This is a genomic window from Streptomyces sp. NPDC104202 (genome assembly GCF_055584185.1).
In genome coordinates this window covers 69,842-92,969 of record NZ_JBVJMN010000032.1, presented here as the reverse complement: position 1 = coordinate 92,969, position 23,128 = coordinate 69,842, and the positions used below count along the sequence as shown (strand labels likewise).

At 73.0% G+C, this 23,128-nt stretch carries 17 protein-coding genes and 2 tRNA genes; 6 read left to right on the top strand and 13 right to left on the bottom strand.

Annotated elements, in window-relative coordinates; translation table 11 throughout:
- Nucleotides 1–152 precede the first annotated feature (152 nt).
- From ACZ60W_RS21265 to ACZ60W_RS21250, 4 genes are all read right to left on the bottom strand, one after another.
- Nucleotides 153–1,592, bottom strand: a complete 1,440-nt coding sequence (locus ACZ60W_RS21265) for a Cys-Gln thioester bond-forming surface protein (protein ID WP_469756888.1) — start codon at nt 1,590–1,592, stop codon at nt 153–155.
- Between the two features lie 224 nt (nt 1,593–1,816).
- Nucleotides 1,817–2,362 carry a single-stranded DNA-binding protein gene (locus ACZ60W_RS21260; RefSeq protein WP_469756887.1) on the bottom strand — a complete coding sequence of 182 codons (546 nt, stop codon included), beginning with the start codon at nt 2,360–2,362 and terminating at the stop codon, nt 1,817–1,819.
- Nucleotides 2,363–2,514: 152 nt separating this feature from the next.
- On the bottom strand, nt 2,515–4,353 hold the full coding sequence (locus ACZ60W_RS21255; protein ID WP_469756886.1) for a GTP-binding protein: 1,839 nt from the start codon (nt 4,351–4,353) through the stop codon (nt 2,515–2,517).
- A 1-nt stretch (nt 4,354) separates the two neighbouring features.
- A complete protein-coding gene (locus ACZ60W_RS21250) occupies nt 4,355–5,974 on the bottom strand; it encodes a dynamin family protein (RefSeq protein WP_469756892.1) in 1,620 nt (539 codons plus the stop codon).
- Between the two features lie 302 nt (nt 5,975–6,276).
- On the opposite strand from ACZ60W_RS21250, the gene ACZ60W_RS21245 reads away from it, so the two are divergent.
- Nucleotides 6,277–6,349 (top strand) — tRNA-Arg (locus ACZ60W_RS21245).
- 227 nt (nt 6,350–6,576) lie between these two features.
- On the opposite strand, the gene ACZ60W_RS21240 is transcribed toward ACZ60W_RS21245, so the two are convergent.
- From ACZ60W_RS21240 to ACZ60W_RS21230, 3 genes are all read right to left on the bottom strand, one after another.
- On the bottom strand, nt 6,577–7,455 hold the full coding sequence (locus tag ACZ60W_RS21240) for a hypothetical protein (protein WP_469756885.1): 879 nt from the start codon (nt 7,453–7,455) through the stop codon (nt 6,577–6,579).
- Between the two features lie 99 nt (nt 7,456–7,554).
- Complete coding sequence (locus ACZ60W_RS21235; RefSeq protein WP_469756884.1) at nt 7,555–7,869, bottom strand: DUF3631 domain-containing protein; 315 nt, start codon at nt 7,867–7,869, stop codon at nt 7,555–7,557.
- A complete protein-coding gene (locus ACZ60W_RS21230; RefSeq protein WP_469756891.1) occupies nt 7,806–8,030 on the bottom strand; it encodes a hypothetical protein in 225 nt (74 codons plus the stop codon). The genes ACZ60W_RS21235 and ACZ60W_RS21230 overlap by 64 nt, the downstream gene beginning before the upstream one ends.
- Nucleotides 8,031–8,324: 294 nt before the next feature.
- On the opposite strand from ACZ60W_RS21230, the gene ACZ60W_RS21225 reads away from it, so the two are divergent.
- Nucleotides 8,325–8,723: a DUF4265 domain-containing protein gene (locus ACZ60W_RS21225; RefSeq protein WP_469756883.1), complete on the top strand. Its 399-nt coding sequence runs from the start codon at nt 8,325–8,327 to the stop codon at nt 8,721–8,723.
- Nucleotides 8,724–8,805: 82 nt separating this feature from the next.
- On the opposite strand, the gene ACZ60W_RS21220 is transcribed toward ACZ60W_RS21225, so the two are convergent.
- The 3 genes from ACZ60W_RS21220 to ACZ60W_RS21210 all read right to left on the bottom strand — a co-directional run bounded on the left by ACZ60W_RS21220 (nt 8,806) and on the right by ACZ60W_RS21210 (nt 11,642).
- Nucleotides 8,806–9,258, bottom strand: coding sequence for a hypothetical protein (locus ACZ60W_RS21220; protein ID WP_469756882.1), 453 nt, complete (start codon nt 9,256–9,258; stop codon nt 8,806–8,808).
- Between the two features lie 14 nt (nt 9,259–9,272).
- Nucleotides 9,273–10,748, bottom strand: a complete 1,476-nt coding sequence (locus ACZ60W_RS21215) for a restriction endonuclease fold toxin-2 domain-containing protein (RefSeq protein ID WP_469756881.1) — start codon at nt 10,746–10,748, stop codon at nt 9,273–9,275.
- A gap of 240 nt (nt 10,749–10,988) precedes the next feature.
- The gene (locus tag ACZ60W_RS21210) at nt 10,989–11,642 is read right to left on the bottom strand and encodes a DUF6928 family protein (protein ID WP_469756880.1); all 654 of its coding nucleotides are present in this window, start codon (nt 11,640–11,642) and stop codon (nt 10,989–10,991) included.
- Nucleotides 11,643–11,707: 65 nt separating this feature from the next.
- Here ACZ60W_RS21210 and ACZ60W_RS21205 point away from each other — a divergent pair.
- Nucleotides 11,708–11,812: transfer RNA gene (locus ACZ60W_RS21205), tRNA-Ser, on the top strand.
- Between the two features lie 512 nt (nt 11,813–12,324).
- Here the strand turns inward: ACZ60W_RS21205 and ACZ60W_RS21200 are convergent.
- A complete protein-coding gene (locus ACZ60W_RS21200; protein WP_469756879.1) occupies nt 12,325–14,556 on the bottom strand; it encodes an RICIN domain-containing protein in 2,232 nt (743 codons plus the stop codon).
- 930 nt (nt 14,557–15,486) lie between these two features.
- Between ACZ60W_RS21200 and ACZ60W_RS21195 the strand changes: the two genes are divergently transcribed.
- The gene (locus tag ACZ60W_RS21195) at nt 15,487–16,503 is read left to right on the top strand and encodes a LacI family DNA-binding transcriptional regulator (protein WP_469756878.1); all 1,017 of its coding nucleotides are present in this window, start codon (nt 15,487–15,489) and stop codon (nt 16,501–16,503) included.
- A gap of 131 nt (nt 16,504–16,634) precedes the next feature.
- Here ACZ60W_RS21195 and ACZ60W_RS21190 read toward each other — a convergent pair whose 3' ends face one another.
- Complete coding sequence (locus tag ACZ60W_RS21190; RefSeq protein ID WP_469756877.1) at nt 16,635–17,447, bottom strand: L-threonylcarbamoyladenylate synthase; 813 nt, start codon at nt 17,445–17,447, stop codon at nt 16,635–16,637.
- Between the two features lie 233 nt (nt 17,448–17,680).
- Here ACZ60W_RS21190 and ACZ60W_RS21185 point away from each other — a divergent pair, with 233 nt between their 5' ends.
- Nucleotides 17,681–19,180 carry a long-chain-fatty-acid--CoA ligase gene (locus ACZ60W_RS21185; RefSeq protein WP_469756876.1) on the top strand — a complete coding sequence of 500 codons (1,500 nt, stop codon included), beginning with the start codon at nt 17,681–17,683 and terminating at the stop codon, nt 19,178–19,180.
- Between the two features lie 404 nt (nt 19,181–19,584).
- Here ACZ60W_RS21185 and ACZ60W_RS21180 read toward each other — a convergent pair whose 3' ends face one another.
- Nucleotides 19,585–20,469: an AfsR/SARP family transcriptional regulator gene (locus ACZ60W_RS21180; RefSeq protein WP_366305799.1), complete on the bottom strand. Its 885-nt coding sequence runs from the start codon at nt 20,467–20,469 to the stop codon at nt 19,585–19,587.
- A 338-nt stretch (nt 20,470–20,807) separates the two neighbouring features.
- Here ACZ60W_RS21180 and ACZ60W_RS21175 point away from each other — a divergent pair, with 338 nt between their 5' ends.
- Entirely contained in the window at nt 20,808–23,009 is a 2,202-nt protein-coding gene (locus tag ACZ60W_RS21175; RefSeq protein ID WP_469756875.1) for a TOMM precursor leader peptide-binding protein, read from the top strand.
- Nucleotides 23,010–23,128: the final 119 nt, after the last annotated feature.

Sequence of the window (23,128 nt, the reverse complement as noted above, 5' to 3'; positions counted from 1 at the left end):
CCTTCTCCCTCCATCGCCCCCCCCCCCCCCCCCCCCCCCCCCCCCCACCCACTTTCCTCCCGTGGCTTGTGCGCTGGAAGACCCCCCCCCCCCCCCCCCCCCCCCGCTCCTCCCCCCCCCCCCCCCCCCCCCCCCCCCCCCCGGGCCCGGGATTACTGGCCTGCGGCCTTCTTCTTGCGGAGGAAGAACACCGCGCCGCCACCGACCACGACGAGCGCGGCGGCGATGCCGGCGATCATCGGGGTGGCGTTGGAGCTGCCGGTCTCGGCGAGGTCGCCGCCGCCGGTGGAGCCGGTGGTGCCGGCCGTGGTGTCACCGGTGGTGCCGGGGGTGGACGGCGAGGGCTCGACCGAGGGGGAGGTGGAGGGGGTCTCCGACGGCTTCGGGCCGGGGGTGGCCGTCTTGCAGTCCAGGACGCCCTCGAAGGTCTGCTCGAACTCGTTCGGGCCGGTGATGGTGAACTTGTAGGCCTCGTCCTCGGCCAGCGGGACCGTGATGGTCTTGGTCTCGCCGCCGGGAACCGTGTAGGAGGTGCCCTTCAGCTCGAAGGTCCAGTCCTCGTCACCCGCGTTGGTGGCGACGATGGAGAGGCCGCCCTTCTCGCAGTCCTTGGCGACGGAGACGCCCGGGATGGCGCCCTTCTTGGCCCAGGAGGCGGTGGCGTTGGCGGTCACGGTGGAGTTGCTGGAGCCGGCCAGGATCATCGTCTGGCTCTTGCCCTGGACGCTGACGAACGCGCGGCCGAGCGGGACCTTCGTGGTGGCCTCGGCCTTGACCTCGGCGGTGCCGTCGGCGGTGCCCTTCGGGACGTCGACGAAGACCTCGTCACCGTCCTTGGCCTTGGTGACGGCCTTGCCGTCCTTGTCGACGACGCCGATGCCGGCCGGGGCGCCCGGGACGACCGAGAGCTGCGCCTCGGAGGCGTTGGTGCCGACCTTGATCGGGCCGAGGCGGTCGCCGGCCTTGCCGGTGACGGACGACGGCGACAGGCTGAGGGAGGCCTTCGGCTCCTCGACCTGCTTGGCGTTGTCGAGCAGGTACGCGGTCAGCTTCTGACCGGCCGCGTCGACCGGGGTGGCGTCGACCTTGTCCGAGTAGCGCCAGATCGCGGCCTGCGTGGCGGCGGCGGCGGTCTTCTCGGTCAGACCCTCGATCTTGGTCTTCTCGCCGAGGGCGGCGACCGAGACGTTCGGGTAGGAGTTCTCCAGGATCCAGAGGATCTTGCCCGCGTCGGGGTTGTTGTGGAGGGACGACTGGTCCCAGCCGACCTCCTTGTACTTCTTGCCCTCGTGAGCACCCGTGCGGAAGTCGATGCAGTAGGTCTGAAGGCTGCCGCCGTTCTCGACCTTCATCTCGAAGAGGCCGCCGCTCTCCTCCCAGACCTGGTCCTTGCCGTTGATCTTCTCGGTGATCTTCACCTTGCCGGAGATCTTCAGCTGGCCCAGCGTGGCGGTCGCGCCGCCGTTGTCACCCGAGCCATCTTCGGCCGCAGCCGGTCCCGCGATGCCTATCGCGCCGGCGGCGACGAGGCCCGAGACCAGAGTGGCAGCGGCAAGGCGGCGAGCAGTGCCCCGCCCACGAACTGAAAACATTGGATTCCCCTCCGGGCGGCGGCTCCGCGAACTTTGGTCGATTCACGTGGGGGGAGCGCACGCCAGCAGACTCACAGACTCGATGGGCTCACGTGCCACATGAGTATTCGGGAATCCTAGGGATGCGGAACCCCTGGGTGCCCGGCCATACGGTCAGATAACCATTCCGTCTCGGAATCGTTATGCACTCTACGAGTTGGTCGACAAATCGCCACGACGCATGGTCAAGACGCGGTTACCAGCCGCGTTGTCACCCCCTCCGGAGGCACTTCCCAGGGGTCGGACGCCGTGTCGCCGGACGCGCCGGACGGGTCCTCCCGACCCCTCCGCGCGGCGAGTTCGGGGCCGGTGCCGGCCCCGGTCCCGAGCCCCGGTCCGCCACCCGCCCCGGGGTCGGCGGCCGTCTCCTGCCGGGCGGCCGCGCGCCGGAACGCGGCCGTCCCGCGACTCAGGTCGTGGCCCACGGCGAGCGCGGCGACGTCCACGAAGGTCTTGCGCTGCCCGTCCCGCTCGTCCTCACGCACCTTCAGACGGCCGTGCACCACCAGGGGTTCACCGACCGAGACGGAGGCCGCCAGGTTGGCCCCGAGCGAGCGCCACGCGGAGACCGTGTAGAAGCTGGTGGGACCGTCGGTCCAGAGCCCGTTCTCGCGGTCCCAGCGGCGTGCCGTCACCGCGAAGCGGAACCTGGCCACCCCGCCCGTCGCCGTGTCCCGGTACTCCACCGCCGTCGCCACGTTGCCGACGAGCGTCACGGTCGTGTCGTTCATGGTTCGTTCGCCCCCGTTCTCCTGTGTCGTCCTGCTTCGACACCCATGCTGGGGCGGAACGCCCCAGCCCGCCGGGGCCTGTGGACGACCGCGCGGCGGGGGACGGCTCCCTCACCCGGGAGGGTGAACGAGGGCGAAAGGGAGAGGGGGCGCTATCTCCCCCGAACTCCGGCGCGGGTGGCGCCGAACCGCGTCGTTCCGGTCCGGAGCCCGCCGACCACCCGGGCCGAGGCCCGCGAGCCCACCACCGTCGCGTACTGCTCGCGCACCTCGCGGTAGCGCACCAGCTCCGCCGCCACCGGATCGAGCACCCGGGCCCGGCCGCAGGCGGCCGCCGCCTCGCGCAGCCGCCGCTCGGCCTCCTGCCCGTACCGCCGGGCCGGCCCCTTCACCGCGCTCTCGCAGGCCCATTCGACGAGCGGACCGCCCACGATGCCGCCGATCATCACCAGGACCGGCGGCAGCAGGCCCGGCGGCACGACGCCGATGATCTGGCCCACCAGCCACAGCGCGCCGAACACCTGCAGGAGCGTCATCACCACCTGGGCGAGCACGGCCGCGGGCCACCAGGCGGGGCGCGGCGGCCGGGCCGCCGGATCGCCCACGGAGACCGCGAGTTCGTCCAGGGCCTCGGGCAGCCCCTCCGCCCCGCGGGCCGCGGCCTCGCGCACCGCCTGCGCCCACGGCGCCGGAAGCCCCCTCGACGCCTCGTCGGCGACGATCCGCACCGCCTGCTCGACCCGCTGGCGCGCCGTCACCTCCTCCTCGGCCGGGGCGGTCGGGCGCGGGCCGGGGTAGCCGTGCGCGCGCATCCGCTCGTAGCGGCGGTAGAGCCGCAGCCAGGGCGTGCCGCAGGCGCGGATGGCGCCCCGGCGCCAGACCCGCTCGGCGGCCTCGCCCGCGGCCTGGGCGCCGACGGCGACGGCGAGCCGGTCCGCGAACGCGTCCCTGGCCCGCTCGTCGAGACCCGACCGACCCTCGGTGACGTACGCCGGGCGGAGCTTGGCGGCGGCCGCGTCGACGTCGGCGGCGAGCCGCCGTTCCGGAGCGGTGCGTTCCTGGACGAACCGGGCCACGAGCTCGCGCAGTTCGGGCACGCCCTCGCCGGTGAGCGCGGAGACGGACAGCACCGTCGCGCCGGGCTCGCCGTGCTCGCCGAGCGCGACGCCGTCCTCGTCGAGCAGGCGGCGCAGGTCGTCGAGGACGAGGTCGGCGGCCTCGGTGCCGAGCCGGTCGATCTGGTTGAGGACGACGAAGGTGACCTCGGCGTGCCCGGAGAGCGGCCTGAGGTAGCGCTCGTGGAGGGCGGCGTCGGCGTACTTCTCGGGGTCGACCACCCAGATGACGGCGTCGACCAGGCCGAGGACCCGGTCGACCTGGTCGCGGTGGGCGGTGACCGCCGAGTCGTGGTCGGGCAGGTCGATGAGGACGAGCCCCTGGAGTTCGGTGTCGGCGGCTCCGCCGGCGAGGGGGCGGCGGCGCAGCCGGCCGGGGACGGCGAGCCGGTCGAGCAGTCCGGCGGCCCCCTCGGACCAGCTGAGCGCGATCGGCGCGGAGGTGGTGGGGCGCCGCAGCCCGGTCTCGGAGACGGGGACGCCGGCGAGGGCGTTGAAGAGCGTCGACTTGCCGCTGCCCGTGGCGCCGGCGATCGCGATCACGGTGTGCCGGGAGGAGAGCCGCTGGCGGGCGGCCGCCTCGTCGAGGACCCGCCCCGCCTCGGCGAGGGCTTCGCCCTCGACCCGGGTCCGCGAGAGCCCCACGAGTTCGTGCAGGGCGTCGAGCCGGGCGCGGAGCGGTCCGCCGTACGCCCCGCCCAGGGGCGGCAGCGTGTCCTCCTCACGGACCTCCTCCGCGGGGTCCGCCTCCCTGGCGGCGGCCCGTTCGGCCGCCCGCCGGGCGATCAGCCCGTCGTCCCAGCTCTCCCGGCCGCGGCCGGCCGCCCCGTCCCGCTCCCGGCCGCGTTCCCGGCCGTCGTCCGCCAGGTCCACCACGTCACTTCTCCTTCTGCAGTACGGAGAGCGCGGCGATCAGCTCCGCCTGCGGCTCGGGGGTCACGTCGAGCTGTTCGAGCGGGGCGAGGCGCCGGTCGCGCTCGGCGTGCAGGACGCGGTCGACATGGGTGAGGACCAGTTCGCCGCCCTTGTCGCGCAGCCGCAGGGCGACCTGGGCGCCGAGGAGTTCGGCGAGGCGCTCGCCGGCGGAGCGGGTGCGGCGGCCGCCGAGGAGGGAGGCGGCGAGCAGCGCGGCGACGGTGTCGGCCTCCGGCAGGGCGGCGCGGGCCGCCCGCGGGCCGGAGGGGCGCTCGACGTCGCGCACCTCCTCCTCGGCCAGCTCCTCCAGGACGCGCCGCCAGCGCCGCACCTCCACGCCGATCCGCTCCGCCGCCTCCCGGTCGCCGCCCGCGCGGTGCGGGCCCAGGGCCGCGGAGGCGGGCTCGCGGCGCCAGGTGTCCCGGACGCGCTCCTCGGCCGCCGAGACGGCGCAGTGCAGGAGCGCGGCGAGGGACTCGGCGAGGGCGTCGAGGAGTTCCTCGGCGGTGCTGTCGCGGGGATAGCCGCGCCAGCGGGTGCGGGCGTCGCCGGCGAGGACGGTGCCGCGCCCGAGCTGCTGCCGCACCCGCTTGGCCTCCTCCCCGTACGCGCGCTCGACGACGCCGCCGAGCCGGACGGCGGCGGCGTACTGCGCGGCGACCGCGCCCGCCAGTTCGGGGAGCCGGGCGTCGAGGGAGTCGATGACGCCGGACGCGGTCCGGTCGGCGGCCTGCTGCCGGGCCGCCGGGTCCTCGGCGCGGTGGGCCAGCCAGCCGCGCAGGGCGGCGACGGCGCTGTCGGGGAGCAGTCCGCTCCCGCCGCCCGCCGACTCGGGGAGCTCGGGGATGGTGAAGCGGGGCACGTCCCCGAGCCCCGCCTTGTCGAGCAGCGCCTCGTACTGCCGGGAGACCTCCCCGATGACCTGGTGCGGGACCCGGTCGAGGACGGTGACGAGGGTGGCGTCGTACTCCTTGGCGGTCCGGAGCAGGTGCCAGGGCACGGCGTCGGCGTACCGCGAGGCCGTCGTCACCATCACCCAGATGTCGGCGGCGCAGATCAACTCGGCGGCCAGCAGCCTGTTCTCGACGACGAGGGAGTCGATGTCGGGGGCGTCGAGCAGCGCGAGACCGCGGGGCAGCGAGGACGCCGTCTCCACCCGGAGGGCGTTCTCCTCCGGCGGGCCCTCCTCGGCCGGGTGGTCCTCGTCGGCCTGCGGCAGCCAGACCCGCGTCAGCTGCGGCAGGACCCGCATGCCGGCGAACCAGTGGTGGTCCTCCGGATGGCAGACGAGCACCGGCGTCCGCGTCGTGGGTCTGAGCACCCCCGACTCGCTGACCCGCCGCCCGACAAGGGAGTTGACCAGGGTCGACTTCCCCGCTCCCGTCGAGCCGCCGACCACCGCGAGGAGCGGCGCGTCGGGATCCTTCAGCCGGGGGACCAGATAGTCGTCGAGCTGGGCGAGCAGCTCGGCACGTGTCTGGCGGGCCCGCGGGGTGTCCGGCAGAGGGAGGGGAAGACGCACGGCGGCGACACGGTCGCGCAGGGCGGAGAGTGCGTCGATCAGCTGAGGCCGTTCGTCCAAGGTCACCACATGCGAAGAATGCCCAATTTATGAGTGTTTTTGAAGCCTATTGCGGCCCTGCGCGCCGAAGAGAGGGGCGGCGACCGGAAGTCCGGGCATAACGAGTGCACAACACCCGTCCCCCTTGGCGAAAAAAGCGCTGCGCGAATCGCACCTGCCTGCGATTATCGTTCCGCTTCACCGAACCTCCACATCGTGCCACGCAGGTGAAGCAACCGGGCCAAGGCGATCGGAGCCCTATCCTTGTCCCGGCAGGCCACAGCCCACCTCCGGCGGGCTCCCGGCCGCCCAGCCACCACCCGGCCCCCGTAGCTCAGTGGATAGAGCAGGTGCCTTCTAAGCACTTGGCCGCAGGTTCGAGTCCTGCCGGGGGCGCACGACGAGGACCCTCCTTCGGGAGGGTCCTTTTGGCTGGTCATCGCCGTTTGCAGGGGCGCGGTCCCGGACCGGACACGCCTCCTGGCAGGCAGGCGACGTGTCCGGCTGGCTCCGGCTGATCCGGCGTTTCTGCGGGTGGCTGCGGTGAATACGCGGTGGCGTTTCACCCCCTCGCCGAGGCGGGGTCGGGCAGCTCCCCCGCCTCCTCGATCCGCTGCTTCAGATCATCGAGCTGCCCGTCGATGCAGCGGGCGTATGTGGCGAGCAGCACGGGCACGCTGTTGCCCGCCCACTCCGCCACGGTCGCGGTCGGCACTCCGGCGTTCAGCCAGTTCGTCAGACAGGTGTGCCGAAGGTCGTAAACGCGCCGCCCGAGCGGCGAGCCGAACTCGTACGGGGTCAGCACCTCCTTCCGGGCCCGCCGCCACGCGCGGCGGATCACGGACCCTGCAAGGTCCCCACCCCTCTCCCCCTGCATCAGGAGCTCTCCCGGCTTCAGCCCCCTCTCTCTCGATGTGGGCCCGGAGGATCCGCGTCAGGGCGGGACGGCATGGCACCGTCCGCGTGTCGTCGGCAGCCCTCCCCTTCAGTCCGCGCTGCTCGCGCACCTCCCCCGTGTTCGTCCACTGCTTGCCGACCTCGGGGTGGGCGGTGTGGAGCAACAGTTCGCCCCACTGGTCCTCGGCGTCCGCGGCGGGCAGACGGACATCTCCGACGTCGATCGCGACGACCTCCTCGGGTCGGGCGGCGGCGTAGTACATCGCGGCGAAGAAGGTGTGCAGCCGCTGGCCGCCCCTCGGCCGGCCGTAGACCCAGCCAAGCAGCTTGGCGGCCTGGTCCTGGTTGAGCAGCGAGCGCTTGTCGACGGCGGAGGAGGTCTTCGCCGCGGTGGAGCTGCTTCCCTTGCCCTTCGGGAGCGGGTTCTCCTTAAGCACCTTCTTCTTGATGGCGTGCTCGAAGAGGACGTTCAGGACCCGCTTGGTCCGTCGCGCCGAACTGGCGGCCACGGGAGTCCCGTCCAGCTTCGTCGCGGCTACTCGCAGCACCGCCTCCACCGTGTTCTCGTCTTCCCAGGCCGCCATGGAGAGGGACTGCCGCTGCACCCACCTGAGGATCACCTCGATCTCCGGCGGGGGCCTGGCCCCGCCGGTCCGCTACCGGCCCCCGCCCGTGGGGGCGTGGGGCCGGTAGCGGGGTAGCGGCTAGGTAGCGGCGGTGAAGAGGTCTTCCGCTACCGTTTCCGGCCCGCTGACCTGCGCGGTAGCGGAGGTAGCGGACTTCTGGAGGGGAGGGGGGCAGTACCGGTCCCAGGCGTCCTGGAGATCGGCCGCGTAGTACCCCTTGAGCACCGATCCGGCGGTCTTGATGTTGCGGGCCTTGACCGGGACGTTGTCGCCGGTCATGTACTCACCCAGCATCTTCGCGAGGCCCCGGGAGTCGAGCGGCCGGCCGCTCATGTCGGCCCACGGCGCCTCGTCGAGGGCGCAGAGGCGGTCGAGGACGGCGACGGTGGGCATGCGGTCGATCCCGGCGAGGACGTGGTCGCGAGGGAGAAGGTAGGTTCCGCGCGGACGTCGAGCGCGAGAAGGAAGTCGGTCAGCGCCTCGTGGGGGACGTCGGCGGTGACGTACACGTTCCACTCCGGCAGAGCGCTGCCGGGATGCGACCGGGCAGACATCTGCCAGGCGACCGGAAGGTCTCCCCGTTCGTGGTGGGGGTACAGGGACACCTCCACGGGGTCGAGGGCTCGGGCGGTCGTCCACGTTGACATAGCCCCCAGGGCCGTGACCAGTCCTTTCGCGCCCTTCCTCGTCTGCCTCGGGCGAACTGGATCCTTCTCCGGGCCGCAGAAGAGGAGAGGCGGCACACCAGGAGATCAGGCGGTCTCCCGAGGCTTCGGGTCGGCCGTACCTACGTCACTGCCGATCGTTCCCCGCTCGGGCAACGCGAGGCAACAGCGAACCCAGCCGCCGTGCCGCAGAACTACACGCTCCGGCTGATCGTGCTGCGTGACAAGGGATCTGGCATGGCGCGGCAAAGCGTTCTGAACGCCTTCGCGGAACTGGGAGGGGGGATCGAGCGGTTCGGCATGGTCGCTCTCGATGTGCCGCCGGAGGTGAACCTCGCGAAGATCCAGCGGCTCTTCGATCACGGCGTAGCCCAGGGCTGGTGGGACATGGAAGAGGGCTGCATCACCGATGCCTGGCGGGCAGCACGGGCCCGACGAGATGCGCGCGCTCCGGCCACCCGCCGACAGTGTCAGCACACGTCCCGTCCGGGCAGAGGTAGAGCGGCCGGCGTTGCACCCGTCGGGCCGCCGCTTCGAGCCCAGCCTGCTCCTGGGCTCGGCGGGAGGTATCCGGGGCTGTGAAACCGCGGTCCTCCGTTCCGGCGGCCGATCAGAGCGACGGGAAGCAGGGTCACACACTCGGCAGCCGCTTGGCGGTCGCGGGTCAGTAGTCGAATGCGTCGAGGTGCCGGCGCAGCAGGTCGCTGATGGCTTCTCGGCTCCCTCGGCTCGGTAGCGGCGAGGGGGTGTCCTCGCCGTTCGCCATGGCGAGGCTGCTGGCGAAGCGCACGAGGTTGGGCGCCGGAGCGAAGGAATCGCGCAGCCAGACGGCGAAGGCGCCGGCTTCGTCCGCCGTCACATCGGTGAGGGTGATGTAGGCGTAGTCGGGCTCGGTGATGGCCGCGGTGCCGTCCAGCCACACGTCCGGCGCCAGCTCGATCTCGAAGTCCAACACGGTCATCTCGTGGACGCCGGACCTCCGGTGGCCGATGGTGGGGTCGGGGAAGGACCCTCGCAGCGCCCGCTCCAGGGAGTCCAGCGTGGCGCGCCAGGCTCCGCCGTCCTCCTCGGGGGGATAGAAGGCGAAGTTCGTCCGGATGTTCCGTTCCGTGGCCATGGTCTTCCTTGTTCTCAGGGGACGTACCGCGTCGAGCCGGGCGTGCCCGTCATCGCCATCATGGACTGCCAGTAGACGGCGTTGTCCCTGCCGTTCGTCACGATCTCCAGGCCCCTGATCTCGCTGTTGGCGGGGTTGGCCATGGCCTGCTTGTAGCGGACGAGCTCCTTCTCGTCACCCGCGTACATGGAGTCGACGACCGGGTCCCATGAGATCTTCCCCTGATTGTTGATCTTGACAGGCTTCGTCAGGGTCTCCTCGACCCGGTCGAGGGTGCGGAAGCTCTTCTTCGTGCAGTCCGGGTCCCGTACGTGCTTCGCCTCGACGAGGTGGCCATCGAGGGGGCGTATGCCGTCCACCATCAGTCCGCGCTTGCTCCCGAGCAACGGCACCTCCCGCTCGGGGTAGCCGGCCACGCGGAGCTGGTAGGCGTTGTCCGGGGCCGCCGGGCCACCGCCGCCGGCCAGGCCGCCGGGTCGGAGGGTATGCGTCCACGCGCGGAACTGCTGCTGCTCTGCCGCAGTGAGGAGGCGGGTCGTCCCAGGAACCGGCGGAATCGGGTCGACGAAGGAGATACCCGGGTCGACAGGGTTGATCATCGGAGCCAGGGCCGGCACCTGCCCGGTGTACGACGCGAGGACGACCGGGACGGGTACGGGAATCGGCGCGGGGATGAGGGGCGGCAGGAACGGGAGTCCGGGGATGGCGGGTGCCGCCGGCGGATCGGCGGCGGGGAGCTTGATGCGTGCGGCTGACGAGTCCAGTGCGTGGCCCACGGAGCCGAGGTCCCGGATCCAGGAGTCCCCGAGCACAGCGTCGAGCAGTCCGCCGTCGTATCCGTTGCCCCCGAACATCGGCTGGTCCCAGGGCATGTCGACCGCGAAGAAGTCCAGTTTGCGCTCGGCGATCTTCGCCTTGGCGGCCTCCACGTGCTCGGCGTACCGGTCGCATGCCTTGGCTATCTGCGTGCAGGCGGCGACGAGGTTCGTCACCAGAGGCTCACCTTCCTCCGCCTTCGCGGGAGGACAGGTGAGGCCGACGCTGTGCTTGACGTACGTCTGGAAGGCATCGGCGGCCTCGCCGGAGTGTGCCTTGCTCGCCATGAGGGCGTAGGTCTGGGCGTCCTCGAGGAAACGCTGCATGAGCACCCCGGCGTGACGCCAGGAGCCGGCGACGTCCCGGATCTTCTCCGGCGAGCCACGGAAGCGGTCACTGCCCCCGCCGGGGGCGTACTGCTCGTACCAGGCGGTCTCCCCCACCACCTCGGGGAGCTCCTGGCCCAGCCCGAGGTAGTTCTCGGTGCAGTCGGCGCCGGGGTCGCCCATTCCCGCCGTGAGGTCGGCCTGCCGGCCCAGGAAGGCCGAGACCTGTCGGCTCTCCTCGGCCATGAACTCGCGGGCGTTGCGCATCAGCCCCTTGCTCGTCTCGCCAAGGACGTAGGAGCTGAAGCCCATCTTGTCGAGCGTCGCGGTGGCTGCCGAGACGTACACCTTGGCAAATGCTCGCCCCGCCTCGTCGTCCCCTGCCATCCCCTGTTGTCGCGCCAGTTCGTGGCCGACGGCAATGGCCGTGTCACGTGCTCCCCGCATCGTGTCGAGAAGCCCCATGGACCCGCGGATCATTCCCTCCGCGATGAATTTGACGTCCGGAGCAAGACCGGCCACCGTCGCACCCCCTTGCAGACGTGAATCGTCAACCTATCTCAGACGGATGCCATCGTCTGGGCGGTGTCAGCTGCTCGGCTCATTGCTGTCGGCGAACAGGCGGAAACCGAGCAGTGGGACCTCATCCGGGTCGACGTCCTCGGGCAAGGGCCGGCCTTCCAGGAGGAAGCCGAAGAAGGCGCGCAGGGCTTCGTTGCCCAGTTCCAGAGGGTGGAAGGGCAGCGCGTACGGCGCCTCGTCCCAGTCCGGGTCGAACTCCACGGGACGGTCACCCGCCCAATAGGGCGCCTCGAAGGGGAACGGGTCGCCGATGTTCTCCGCGATGCCGCCGTTCGGGGAGAGGCTCAGTGAGCGGACCAGACGGCCGTCTTCCCACACCGCGAAGGCGACCCAGTCCGAGACGCTGTGCATCGCGTGCAGGATGACGGAGCGTCCTGCTGCCGCTTCCAGGAGGTGCGTCGGAAGCTCCGACGGGCGGTCGAACATCAGACGCCGATCGCAGACCAGGTCCACGCCCGGGAAGCTCGCCGCGTACGTGAGGCCGTCCGGCGGGTACGTCGCCTCTCCCAGGGCCTCACCCTCCGTCGGGTCCGCACGACAGCCCGGAAAGACTCGGGCGATCAGCGCCGCCGTGTCCTCGGCTGTCGGCTCACCAACCGCCTTCAGCACCGAGGCCACATCTCCGTCCGCGTACGCCAGTAGCGCCGTCTTCGCTCCCATGCGCCGCACGCTATCCGGAGCCACCGACAGTCCAGCCGTCCCGAAAACGCCCGAAGTTTTCGGCGGCGCCCGGCTACCGGCCACATCCGCGCAGGTCAGAGCCGCCCTATGCCCCACCCACCCAGTGCCTTCTAAGCACTTGGCCGCAGGTTCGAGTCCTGCCGGGGGCGCACGACGAGGACCCTCCTTCGGGAGGGTCCTTTTTGCTGGTCAGAGTGGCGGTGCGGGCGGACGTCCGGGTGGGGCCGGGAGGTGTCGGGGGGCGTCCGGGTGGGGCCGGTGGCGGGTGGGGGCGGCGGGGGCGCGCCGGGGCGGACCGGCGGCGCGGGAGCCGAGGGGGCACGGCGGCATTCGGGTGGAAGGCGCGACGGTGTCCGGATCATCCGTGTCGGCATGAGCCCGGCCACCACACTCGACCGCGTCACACCCGCCCGGCCCCGCGCACGACCGGGCTACGGCCGGCGTCGGGACGTCCGGCCCGATCGCCCGTGGTTGACCGGGTCCCCTCGGTCGTGGCGCCGGCCTTCGGGCCGGACGGGGCGCGGACCGTGGACGGGAGGCCCCCGTCCGCGGGTCCGGCGTCGACGCGGAGTGGCCCCGTGCTCCGTCGTCCGCCGGGAACGCGGCGGGCCCGCCCCCGCCGGGAGGGCGGGGGCGGGCGCGTGGCGTCGGGCGGGGGTGGTCAGTTGACGGACCACCGCTGGAGGGGGGAGTCGGTGTCGGGCTGCTGGGTGACGAGGGCGCCGTTGGCGGTGGAGGCGGTGGTGAGGAGGAGGGAGCTGCGGACGGAGGCGGCCTCGTAGGTGCCGTCGGCCTGACGGGTGACGTTCCAGCGCTGGTTGGGGCCACCGGTGCAGGTCCACTGGACGATCCTGGCGCCGGCGGCGGTGGAGGCGCCTTCGACGTCGGCGCAGAGGCCGGACTCGACGTTGGCGATCACGTAGGAGCCGTCGGACTGCCGGGTGAAGCGCCAGTTCTGGTTGGCGCCCCCGCTGGGCGTCCAGGTGATGAGCTGGGTGCCGGCCGTGGTGCTGTGGTCGGGGTCGTCGAGCGCCTTGCCGCCGGCGACGAGGGTGTGGACGCCGTCGAGGTTCGAGGGCGCCGTCCCGGTCGGGGTGAGGGTCAGGACCTGCTCGGCCGCGGTGCGGGTGCCGCCGACGCCGTTGCCGGTGGTGTTGGTCCAGGTGCGGGTGGGGGTGGTCTCGGTGAGCCGGCCCGCCGTGCCCGACAGCCCGATCACGAGTCCGCTGTAGCGGTTGACCAGGCGGTAGGTGCCGGTGGGGGTGTCATCGGCGGCGGAGGTGCCGGGGATGACCCACCACTGCTGGCCGACGGTGGGACCGCCGGCGGGGGCGGCGGTGACGGTGGGCTTGGCGCCCCAGGCGCGTCCGGCGTCGGAGGTGGAGTCGACGCCGAGCAGCCGGCCCGTGGAAGCGTTGGCGATGCGGTGGGAGCCGTCGCCGTTGGACGTGAAGATCCACGACTCCAGGGCCGAGCCGGTGGCGGCGGCGGTGGAGGTGGTGGCGGAGCCGCCCGCGACCTGGGCGAGGACGCGGCCTCCGGCACCGGAGATCCGGTAGGAGGTGCCGGTGTCGACCGGCACGGCGGGGGCGGAGGTGTTGACGGTGAGGTTCACGTACTCGGCGGAGGCGCCGCCCGAGCAGCCGAAGGAGCAGTAGGAGCGGAAGTCCTTGCCGACGATGCCGGAGCTCGTCTTGTTCGCGCTGTCGAGGAACCAGCGGTACCACGAGGCGTTCCTGTGGCTGCCGGTGTCACCGAGACGGAACCACTTCTGCCGGGTCAGGTCGTCGGTGGCGTAGAGCTCCTGGGACGCGTTGCCGCTCTGGTCGACGGCCTGCGGCTCGCCGATGTAGAGCCCGAGGTACGCGTTGTAGGTGATGTCCATGACGAACAGGGGGGACGTCGCCGGCATGGTGCCCGCGGCGACCTGCTGGCTGATGCTGCCGGGGGAGGAGGGGCTGTACTCCTTGTTCGTCGGCGTGTACCCGGTGCCGCCGGCGGCGCCGACGGGCACCATGTTGCTCTCCTTGCCGCCCTTTCCGGGCTGCGACCAGCTGCCGCCGTACCACTTCTGCCAGGAGCCCGGTGCCATCTTGTCGGCGATCGGCGCGCGGGCCACGTGGCTGTAGAAGGCCCCCCAGCCGCCGCCCTTGTTCACGATCCGCGAGCCGTAGAAGGCGTAGAAGTAGCCCGACGCGGTGTCCACGAAGAGGCGCTGGTCGCCGTCGCCGTAGTCGTACGTCTGCTGCGGGAAGGCCGCGGTGTCGCCCCGGGTGGTGCTGTACGGGGAGGTGATGACGTGGTCCTTGACGGACCAGGTGCGGCCCTGGTCCTTGGAGACGGCGTAGTCGATGGCGTCGAAGTGGAGGCCGTCGCCGAAGGGCTGCGGGGTGAACTCGTTGTGCACGAGGCCGTACCAGTCACCGGTGTCCGGGTCGACCCAGAGGCCGGCCAGGTCGCAGTAGTTCCGGTGGGCGTAGCCCGACCCGGCCGGCGCGTACGACGACTCCAGCCCCGTGGGGCTGTTGTTGCAGCGCCAGGTGGTGTCGTTGTTCCTGTCCTTGGCGTTGGCCGGGTTCACGGCGTCGCTGATCGCGGCCGAGCGGGTCGCGGTGTCGAGGTTCGAGCCCGTGTAGAACTCCCACTTGCGCGGGTCGTTCGCGCCGTAGAGGGCGTGGGACTGCTGGAAGTAGAAGGTGCCGTCCTTGTCGATGTACGGCGCGGCCGGGGTGTCGGTCGGGTGGGTCCACGACCCCTTCGCGCCGACGGTGACGGTGTAGGTGGCGGCCTCCGGCGCCGCCGCCGCGGTCACCGGGATCAGTGCGCTGCCGCCGACCGCGGCGGCGGTCAGGGCGACGAGCGCCCCGACCAGCCTTCGTCTGGGAGCTGACACGGGTACTCCTCGTGGGGTGGGGGGATGCCGCGCACGCGGCGCCGGCGTCCGTGGGGGCGCGGCGCGCGGGCGCCGACGTCCGTGGGGGCGGCTCGTCGGCGGGGCGGGGCCCTGGAGCGGGCCTCGGCCGTACCGGCCCGGGTGGGCCGCGCCGATGTCGCCGGGGTCCCGGTACCCGCGGCGTGGGACACGGGGGAATCCGACGGGCACCGGGAGGTCGTGGGTGCGCCCGCCCTCCGGGGAGGGAGTGGCGCGGCTGTGCGGGGGGGGGTGGGCATCAGGGGTGGGGATACGGCGGGACCCGGGTGCTGCCGGGGTCGGAACTCGGGTGCTTTCGGGGGTCGGAACCCGGGTGCTGCCGGGGTCGGAACTCGGTTGCTTTCGGGGGTCGGAACTCGTTTGCTTCCGGGGGTCGCGAGGGCTCCTCCCGAGGGAGCCGGGGGGTGCCGGGGTCGTGCGGGAGACGCTTCCGGGCCGGGCCGGGTGGTGCCGGGTGGTGCGGGGAGGGGCTGCGGGGCGAGCCGGGGTGGTGTCTGACCGTGCGGGCTCGTCCGGGGGCGAGCCGGGGTGGTGCCGGGTGGTGCGACGGGACGGCTGTCGGGCGGTCGCGTCCGGGTGCGGAAGGTCCGGAGCCGGGTTCCGGGGGCGGATCCGGGGAGGGACCGGGGCGGGCCGGGGCGGCCGGGCGGTGCGTCCCGAGGGGGCCGGGACGTCGGCGGCGGTCCGGGTCACGGGCCCTGCCGACAGAGGGAACGTACGGCTCCTTTGACCGGTAAAACAAGGCCCTTGCGGAAAGTTCTCCGCAGAATCCAACGGAATCGCACGCGTCGGGCGCAGACGCAAGGAGCCCGCGGAGAGGGCACGTTGACCCGGCCCCGGAGCGGTACTACCGTTCCGACCTCGGCTTCGACCGGTCGGATGAGGTTCTCCATGGTGACGATGCAGGACGTGGCCCGGCGGGCCGGCGTCACGAAACAGACGGTTTCCAACGTCGTCACCGGCCGGGTCGGTGTGCGCCCGGAGACCGCGGCGCGCGTGCGGGCCGCGATCGACGACCTCGGCTACGTGCCCAACTTCGTGGCCCGGTCCCTGGCCACCGGCACCACGCGCACCGTGGGTCTCTTCGTCCCCACCGTGGGGACCGCGTTCTACGCGCAACTGGTGGAGGAGGTGGAGGACGCGCTGGAGGAGCACGGCGTGCACCTGCTCCTCTGCACCACGCGCCAGGACGGCGAACGCGCCCGCCGCCACCTCGCCGGGCTCACCAGCCGCTCCGTGGACGCCCTGCTCATCGCGGGCGACCAGGACCTCCTCGACCACCTGCCGCTGCTGGCCGACGCAAGGTTCCCGGTGGCCCTGTGCGCGTGGGAGACCGACGCGCCCGAGCGTTTCCCCGTGGTGACCGTGGACTACGAGCGGGGCGGCCGGCTGGCGGGCCGTCACCTCCGCGAGCTGGGCCACGACCACGTGGTGGTCCTCGCGGGCCCGACGCACGCACGGCGGGTGGAGGGCTTCCGGGCGGCGTTCGCGCAGACGGGAGGGACGGTGCCCGACGGCGCCGTGCACCTCGTCCACGAGCCCTCCTTCCGGGGCGCGTTCGACGCGGCGCGCGAGGCCCTGGCCGCGCACCCCCGCGCCACGGCGCTCTTCGCCACCCGCGACGTCCTCGCGACGGCCGCCCTGGAGGCCGCCAGGGCGGCGGGACGCTCCGTGCCCGAGGACCTCTCCGTGGTCGCCTACGACGACTGCCCCGCCGGTCCCTCGTCCTCACCGGCCCTGACCAGCGTCGTCCTGCCGCACGCCCTGATGGCCCGCCGCGCCGTGACGCTGCTCCTGGACGCCGTCGGCGGGCCCGCTCCGTCGCCCCGACGCCTGACCCTGCCGCCTGAGCTCGTCGTACGGGACAGCAGCGGACCGCCCCCGGCGCGGGGTCGGCTGCCGGGGTGAGGGTCTGTCAGGAAGCCGGCGGACCGACGCCGGGAGGCTGGGGCCGGGGGGACGCGCCGTCACCCGGGGCGTGGGGGCGCGGGGTCCGTCCGCGCGGCCGCGGGCACGGGCCCCGGTGACCGGCCGTGCCGTCAGTCCGCGTAGATGCGGGCGGGGAGGCGGTGGGCGGCGCCGGGGGCGACGACGAGGGTGAAGCCGTGGTTCGCCGCGACGGACCGGGTGTGGTCGACGGAGAGGGAGCCGTGCCGTTCGAGGGTGAGCGCGGGCATGCCCGAGCGGCCGTGGCCGGGGGTGTGGTGGAAGGAGAGGACCGTCGTCGAGGTCGTCGCGTGGTGCGGGTGGCGGCGACGGGCGGCGGCCTCGTCGGCGTGGGCGAGGACGCGGACCTCCGGCTCGTGGCCGAAGTCCGCGAGCACGCCCTCGGCGCGCCAGTGCGCCGGTTCGTGTTCCGCGCCGGTCAGCAGGTGTGAGCGGTTGGCCGAGGTGACGGCGAGGAACCGGGTGCCGGTGAGCTCCATCGCCTCGGCGAGGAAGGCGTGGGACGGGCAGCGGTGGCCGGGGAGGATCAGCTGCACGGTGTCGACGCCTTGGCGCTCCGCCGTCAGATGGGACGGTACGTGCGCGGCGGCGGGGCCCCGGAAGCCGAACGGGCCGAGGTGGAGCAGCTCGTCGACGAGGTCCTCGATCTGCCGGCGCGGCAGCTCGGAGGGGAGCCGTGTCCAGTCGAAGACGGAGCCGACGCGCTCGCGGACGGTGGTGACGCTGCCGACCTGGTCGGCCGGGCGGCCCTTCATCCGGTTCACGCGGGCGACGGTCTCCCGGTCGGGCCGGGCCGTCAGGGCGTAGAGGTTGCCGAAGCCGTGGGCCACGGCGGCGCCTTCCTCCAGCGCCTCGGCCGCTCTCCGTACGTCCTCGGCCTCGCCCAGGAGCAGGTCCCTGGTCATGCTCGTCGACTGTCCGCCCACCGCACACCTCCAGCTGTATTCGTTGACGACCGGGCAACGATCAGGGCCTCCACCGGTCACCTTCCCGGTCGCGCCGTCTCCGTGGGGGACGAGGATCGCAGGCCCGGCTCGCGAACGGCTGGTGGCAACGCCGTCGACCGCCTGTCCGATCGCGCCGCGGGCGGCGGATAGCCTGCCCGGAGCACGCACGAACCATCGGAAAGAGGTCGACGGTGACCAATCTGGCGCAGAACCTGGCCCGTACCGCGGCGGCGCGGCCGGACGGCACGGCGATCCGGCTGGACGACCAGGTGCTCGACTACCGGGCGCTGGACGAGCGGAGCGCGCTGGTCGCCGGCTGGCTGGCCGCGCGCGGGGTCGGGCCGGGCGACCGGGTGGCGATCCTGCTGCCGAACATCCCGCACTTCGCGGTCGCCTACTACGGCGTGCTGCGGGCCGGGGCGGTCGCGGTGCCGATGAACCCGCTGCTGAAGTCCGGGGAGATCGGCTACGGCGCCGGCGACTGCGGCGTCCGGCTGATCCTGGCCTGGGGCGCGGCCATGGCCGAGGCCGGCGCGGCGGCGGACGAGCTGGGCATCGCGTGCGTCGACGTGACGGACCCGGGCTTCGCCGCCGCGCTCGCCGGGGCCGAGCCGCTCGCCGGGGTCGTGGAACGGTCGGACGACGACCTCGCCGTCCTCCTCTACACGTCGGGCACCACCGGCCGGCCCAAGGGCGCCCGGCTCACCCACGGCAACCTGGGCTCCAACACCGCGACGGTGGCCCGGGTGCTGGGGGTGTCGGCGGCGGACACGGTCTTCGGCGGCCTGCCGTTCTTCCACGTCTTCGGCCAGACCTGCGGTCTCAACGCGGCGGTCCTCACCGGCGCCGAGATCACGCTGCTGCCGCGCTTCGACGCCGCGAAGGCGCTGGAGATCCTCGCCCGGGACCGGGTCACGGTGATGGAGGGGGTGCCCACCATGTTCCTCGGCCTGCTCGCCGCCGCCGAGGCGGCCGGGTCGACCGGGCTGACGGGCGAGGAGGGGCTGCGGCTCTGCGTCACCGGCGGTTCGGCGATGCCGGTGGAGGTGCTGTACCGCTTCGAGTCCGCCTTCGGCTGTCCGGTGGTCGAGGGGTACGGCCTGTCCGAGACGGCTCCGGTGGTCACCTTCGGCGCGCTCGACGGGCCCCGCAAGCCGGGGTCGATCGGCACCCCCGTCGAGGGCGTGTCGGTGCGGCTGGTCGACGACGAGGGCAAGGAGGTCGCGGAGGGCGACGTCGGTGAGATCGCCGTCCGGGGACCGAACGTCATGGCGGGGTACTGGAACCGTCCGGAGGCCGACGCTGCCGCCTTCACCGACGGCTGGTTCCGCACCGGCGACCTCGCCCGGCGCGACGAGGACGGCTTCTACTTCATCGTGGACCGCAAGAAGGACCTGGTGATCCGCGGCGGGTACAACGTCTACCCGCGCGAGATCGAGGAGGTCCTCTACGCGCACCCGGCCGTCGCCGAGGCCGCCGTGGTGGGCGTCCCGCACGAGGTGCACGGCGAGGAGGTCGCGGCCGTCGTGACCCTGAAGCCGGGCGCCGAGGTCACGGCGGACGAGCTGCGCGCGTTCGTGAAGGACCGGGTGGCCCCGTACAAGTACCCGCGGATCGTCCGGCTGGTGCCGGGCCTGCCGAAGGGGCCGACCGGCAAGATCCTGAAGCGGGAGATCACGGTCGAGGGCTGAGCGGACCGGGGGCCGGTGGGCCGGACCGGCGGACCGGGGCTCGGCTGGTCGGGCCGTCGGGGACCGGGCGGGGAGGACCGGGGACGGCCGGGCGGGGAGGACCCGGGGGGGGCGGCCGGGCGGGCAGGACCGGGGGTCGGACGGCCGGGCGGGGAGGGCCCGGGGGTCGGCCGGGCGGGCAGGACCGGGGGTCGGCCGGGCGGGCGGGGAGGACCCGGGGGTCGGCCGGGCGGGCAGGAGCGGGGACGGGCTGGCGGGGAGGGCCCGGGGGTCGGACCCGGGGAGGACGGACCGGAGGGGTGTGCCGGTCCGGGGCCGGTGGCCGGCCGTCCGCCCGCCTCCCGCCAGGAGCCGTGCGCCGTCGGTGACGGCTCCCGCGGCGGGACGGTGGTCCCGGCGCGGGATCAGGAGGCGCGGGCGAGGCGGTTGGCGGCGAACTCCTCGGGGGACCAGGAGACGGACCAGACGTCCAGGGTCGGGTCCCCGGAGAGGATGGCCGTCTGCAGGCCCTGGAGCCGGGGGCAGGGCTCGACGCCCAGCTCGTGGTTGAGCACGGAACGGAGGCGGTGGAACGCCTCCAGGGAGCGCCCGACGCGACCGGCCCGGTAGAGGGCGATCATCAGGTAGGCGCACAGGTTCTCGTTCATGGGGTTCCGTGCGACGACGCGGGTCAGCTCGCCGAGGAGGTCGGCGTGGCGGCCGAGGGCGAGGTCGGACTCGATGCGCCGTTCGAGGGCGCCGAGCCGGCTCTCCTCCAGGGACACCGCCTCGATCTCCAGGACGCTGCCCTTGCGGACGTCGACCAGCGCGGGTCCCCGCCACAACTGCAGCGCCTGGCGCAGCTCTTCGGAGGCACGCCGGTGGTCGCCCGCCTCGGAGGCGTTGCGGCCGGAGCGGACGTGGCGCTCGAAGACCTCGACGTCCGTCGTACAGGCGCCGTCCTCCAGGAGGTAGCCGCTGTGGCAGGTGCCGAGTATCTGGCGCACGCCGGGCCGGTCGGAGTCGGCGGCCGCCAGCGCGTTGCGCAGCTGGAGGACGTACGTCTGCAGGGTGGTGGCGTGGCTGCGCGGGGGACGGTCGCCCCAGAGCTCCTCGATGAGCGCCGGAACGGTCACGACCCGGCCGGCGTTCAGCGCGAGGAGCGCGAGCACCTGACGCTGCTTGGGGGCGCTGGCCGTCACGGGCGTCCGGTCGAGATGCAGGGACAGCGAGCCGAGCAGTCCGATGCTCAGCGGTCCGGGCTGCTGACCGGCGTTGACGGGGTCGAACCTTGTAGGACCTTCGGACATTGCGTTCCTCCAGGCATCGCACCTATCGATCTCGGTCTCCAGCATGCCGAGAGCGCCGGGAGTTGCCCACTGAGCTGCACATCTCTCCCGTATGAAGAATTCACATGGGGAACATGAATCGGCGCATGGCGGCCCTCGCCGGGGTCGCTGTTGACTTCGGGCACCGCAGCGACCAACCGGCTGCGGCAGGCGGAAGAGAGAGGCGACGTCATGCAGACCACTCCCGGCTTCGACGACCTGATCATCGAGAACCTCGACGGCTCCCCCTCCGACGGGGAGAACCCGGCCCCGTGGTGTTACTCCCTGCCCGTCGACGCGGCGCGATAGAGCGGCGCACCGTGCGCGCTGACGAGCGGATAGGTTTCCGGCGCCACTTCCGCGCCGAGATCGTCCCCGGCGAGGCGGTCTACCTCGTCTCCCCGCGAGGCACCACGGCCCTCTCGGGCACCGCCATCCAGAAGATGGCCCCCCTTCTCGACGGCTCGCTGACCCTCCCCGAACTGCGGGCCGCTGTGGACATCCCCGCCGAGCAGCTGGACGGCATGCTCGGCCGGCTCGCCTCCGCGGGCCTCGTCGGCTACCACTCGGGCCCGCAGGACGCGGCGGCCGGTGCCTACTGGGACCTCGCCGGAGTCGGCGGTCCCGGTGACGCCGAGGTGACCGTCGTGGCGGTCGGCGGCGCCGACGCGGAGGCCGCCGAGCGCGCCTGCCGCGCGGCGGGCCTCACGTGCGGCCCGGACGCCCCCTTCACCCTGGTCGTGTGCGACGACTACCTCGACCCGGAGCTGGCCGCCTTCAACGCCGCCCGGATCGCGGACGGCCGGCCGTGGCTGCCGGCCAAGCCCTACGGGGCGCAGCTCTGCATCGGTCCCGTCTTCCAGCCGGGTTCAGGTCCCTGCTGGTCCTGCCTCGCGGTGCGGCTCCGCTCCCACCGGCGCGGTGAGGGGCAGGTGCGGCGCGCACTGGGTCTGGCGGGGCCGGTGCGCGTGCCGGAGGCCTCGCTGGCGGCGACGCGGGAGCTGGGGCTGCAGACGGCGGCGCTCCAGGCGGCCAAGTGGCTGGCGGGCATGCGCGACGAGAGCCAGAGCGCGGTCTGGTCCCTGGACACCCTGACGCTGAGCGCCGGTCACCATCCCGTGGAGCGCCGGCCGCAGTGCGCGGACTGCGGCGACCCGGGCCTGGTCGCCGACCAGGCGCGCAGGCCGGTGCGTCCGGTGTCGCGGCCGAAGGGCGTCGCGGCGGGCAACGGCCACCGGGCGCTGTCGGCGGAGGAGATGTGGGCGCGGTTCGGGCACCTGGCCGATCCGGTCACGGGCATCGTGGAGCGGGTGGTGCGCGATCCGCGCAGCCCGTCGTTCCTGCACTGCTACCAGGCGGGGCCGAACCTGGCGTTCGCCGGGTCGGACCTCCCCTCGTACCGGGCCGGGCTGCGGATGCAGAGCGGCGGCAAGGGGCGGACCGACCTGGACGCGCGGGTCAGCGGGCTGTGCGAGGCGGTGGAGCGGTACAGCGCCTCGCGGTTCCGTGACGAGGCGACGGTGCTGGGCAGTTACCGGGCGCTGGCGCCGGACGCGGTGCACCCGGGCGCGTGCATGCTGTTCGACGAGCGGCAGTACCGGGAGCGGGAGCGGTGGAACGCGCCGGGCATCCCGTTCCAGTACGTGCCGGAGCGGTTCGACGAGGACGCCGAGATCGAGTGGACGCCCGTGTGGTCGCTCACCGGGGGCCGGCACCGGCTGCTGCCGACGAGCCAGTTGTACTTCGACGCCGACGGGGCCGGGTCGGTCGTCGCCGACTCCAACGGGAACGCGGCGGGCGGGACGCTGGAGGACGCGATCCTTCAGGGGTTCCTGGAGCTGGTGGAGCGGGACGCGGTCGCGCTGTGGTGGTACAACCGCACGCGGCACGCGGCGGTGGACCTGGAGTCGTTCGGCGACGCGTGGATCTCCGCCCTGCCGGAACGATTCAGCGAACTGGGCCGCACGCTCTGGGTGCTGGACCTCACCGCCGACCTGGGCATTCCGGTGATGGCCGCGGTGTCGCGTCGCGTCGACGGGCCGGCCGAGGAGATCATGCTCGGCTTCGGCGCGCACCTCGATCCGGCCGTCGCGCTGTCCCGCGCCGTCACCGAACTGGGCCAGATGCTGCCCGCCCTGACGGGCGGGGCGACCTCGCGGCTGCCCGGGCACCTGCTCGACTGGCTGCGGGGGGCGACCGTCGCCGAACAGCCCTACCTCGCACCGGATCCGCTGCTCCCCGCGCGGACCCCGGGGGACTTCGGCCACGTGCCGAGCACGGACCTCCGGGACGACCTGGACCACCTGTGCGCGCTGGCCCGCGCTCACGGCCTGGAGGTGTTCGTCCTCGACCAGACGCGACCGGATCTCGGGCTTCCGGTCGTGAAGGTGGTCGTGCCCGGTCTGCGGCACTTCTGGGCGCGGTTCGCGCCGGGCCGGCTCTTCGACGTGCCGGTACGCCTCGGGAGGCTCGACTCCCCCACCGCATACGAGGATCTGAACCCCATTCCGTTGTTCCTGTAGCGCCGGAAACGGCCGAAAAAGGAGGCTGAGGGCATCGCCGCTGGTGGCGGTCGGGCCCGGTCGATGAAGCCTGAAAAGTGAAAATTCTGGTCATGACAAGCCGTTACTTCCCAGGTATG